Raw genomic sequence first — 2059 nt, forward strand, 5'->3', positions numbered from 1 at the left:
CTTTTCTTATATGATTGGTTATGGGTTCGCAACGGCAGCTACGATACTGGTTGGACAGCAAATCGGGGCAGGTAACCTTGATGAAGCGAGGAGATATGCAAAACTTACAACCATCTTAACTTTAGCATCAATGTCTGTTCTGGGGGCTATGCTATTCTTCCTTGGTGAATGGGCGGGAAGGTTCTTTACAGAAGATCAGGAGGTAGTCAGAAACATAGGAACAGCGTTAAAGATATCGGGCGTTTTTCAACCCTTTTTAGCTGTGCTTATGGTATTAACAGGGGCATTCCAAGGTGCAAATAATACAAAATTCCCAATGTACCTCACCGCCATTGGAATGTGGGCGGTGCGTACACTCCTTGTCTTTTTATTAGGCATAAAGCTAGGCTGGGGTTTAGCAGGTGTCTGGATTGCCATCGGAATTGATATTGCGTTTAGGGCAGTTGTACTAGTTATTCAGTTCCAAAGAGGAAAGTGGATGGCTCTCGAAAAAGCACCGGAGGCAGAATCTGAATGCCATCCGCAGACAACAAAGGAAACGATGTCGTCTTGTGTAAACAACTATTAAATTATTGCTGTGTACCAAAGTTAAGAATCAGTTTACTTTTTTACTGAAAAAGGACCAAAAAAGGTCCTTTTTCATTTCTATAATAATTAGGGGGGGTCTTTATTATATATTACAGGTTTGCACAAATTATGGATTAAACATAAAAATTAATAAAAAACAGCAATTCTTTTTCAACAAACGAGTAAAATGCTTATTGCCTCAATTCTCCTGCATTTACATAGCAGGATATCCGGAATTTATAAAAGTCATTACAGCAAACCAGCCAAAAACAAGGAAGCTGCCTAATCCAAATAGCACACCTAGGAAATTTTTGTTTTTCAATGCACTAATTGTCCCAAAACCAGCAAGCAAAGCGACTAGTCCAAATATTATTACAATGCCCATAGAAAACACTCCTTTCTTATGATTTATTAACATCTCAAAAAAAGCGACCTTTATTAAGGCCGCTTCTCTGTGTCTAGCGGTAGTATTATTACTACTCTGGTTTATTATTAGCATTTGGATCAGGGGTAAAACTTGGCTTAAATCCGTCGTACTTAACCATATTTACCATTCCAGCTGTGGCATGGTGAAGATCATGACAGTGAAACAGCCAATTTCCTGGGTTATCAGCTTTAAACGCAACAACATATACATCACCCGGTTTTAAGTTAATGGTATCCTTTATTATCGGAGAGCCTTCTACAGGTTTTCCATTCTTGCTAAGGACCTGGAAGAAGTGACCATGGAGGTGCATAGGGTGATCATCCATCATAGAATTATTAGTCAATGTCACCTTAACGAGATCACCTTCCTTAACATTTATATTATCTGTTTCAGGAAATGTTTCGCCGTTAATCGTATAGGCCATATCACTGCCATTCATGGCAGTATTCAGATCCATTTTATATTCAACATCATATTTCTGATCCAGTGAAAATTCCCCTTGTTTAGAAGGGCCATAATTAACAAACGTGAACTCTGGAAGTTCTTCGGACTGATTAGATTTATCTGTTGAATTAGAAGAGTTTTCATATTGAATTTTTGTCTTCATTCCACTTGTGCCTTCCATGTCACCATGGCACTCTATGAACCATTCGCCAGGGTTGTCCGCGGTAAACTCAATGTCATATCGCTCCCCTGGTGCTATTGAGATAACTTGATCTTTGATTTCTTTTGGTTGCTTTAGTTCTTGCCCGTCGATGGCTGCCACTTTAAAATCATGGCCATGCAGATGGATCTTATGAGACATATACCCTACATTGACAAGGCGAATTCTGACTTTTTCTCCTTCTTTTACTTTTAAAGGCTCAATGCTGTCGCCGCTTTTTCCATTTATTGAAAAGATATCGTAGGCGCTCATGTCATGGCCCATTTCGCCCATTCCATTCATGCTGTCATTGCTATCTGACTCCATACTGCCGTGATCCATGCCGCTCATACTTGAATCCTCTGAATCAGCCTCTTTATCGCTGTCTTCTTCTGAACCCATGTTACTGTGATCCATACCTT

Annotated in this window: 3 protein-coding genes; 1 reads left to right on the forward strand and 2 read right to left on the reverse strand. The window is 39.7% G+C overall.

Annotated features, from left to right (window positions below; all coding sequences use genetic code 11):
- Nucleotides 1–568: MATE family efflux transporter (locus JI665_RS28140; RefSeq protein ID WP_244671351.1), on the forward strand; the 568-nt coding region annotated here is incomplete at its 5' end.
- 213 nt (nt 569–781) lie between these two features.
- On the opposite strand, the gene JI665_RS28145 is transcribed toward JI665_RS28140, so the two are convergent.
- Nucleotides 782–952, reverse strand: a complete 171-nt coding sequence (locus tag JI665_RS28145; RefSeq protein ID WP_035333196.1) for a DUF2759 domain-containing protein — start codon at nt 950–952, stop codon at nt 782–784.
- Between the two features lie 91 nt (nt 953–1043).
- A partial coding sequence (locus JI665_RS28150) for a multicopper oxidase family protein (protein WP_206846280.1) occupies nt 1044–2059 on the reverse strand: 1016 nt, incomplete at its 5' end.

The organism is Bacillus sp. NTK034 (assembly GCF_017303275.1).
In the GTDB taxonomy this organism is placed as follows: domain Bacteria; phylum Bacillota; class Bacilli; order Bacillales; family Cytobacillaceae; genus Cytobacillus.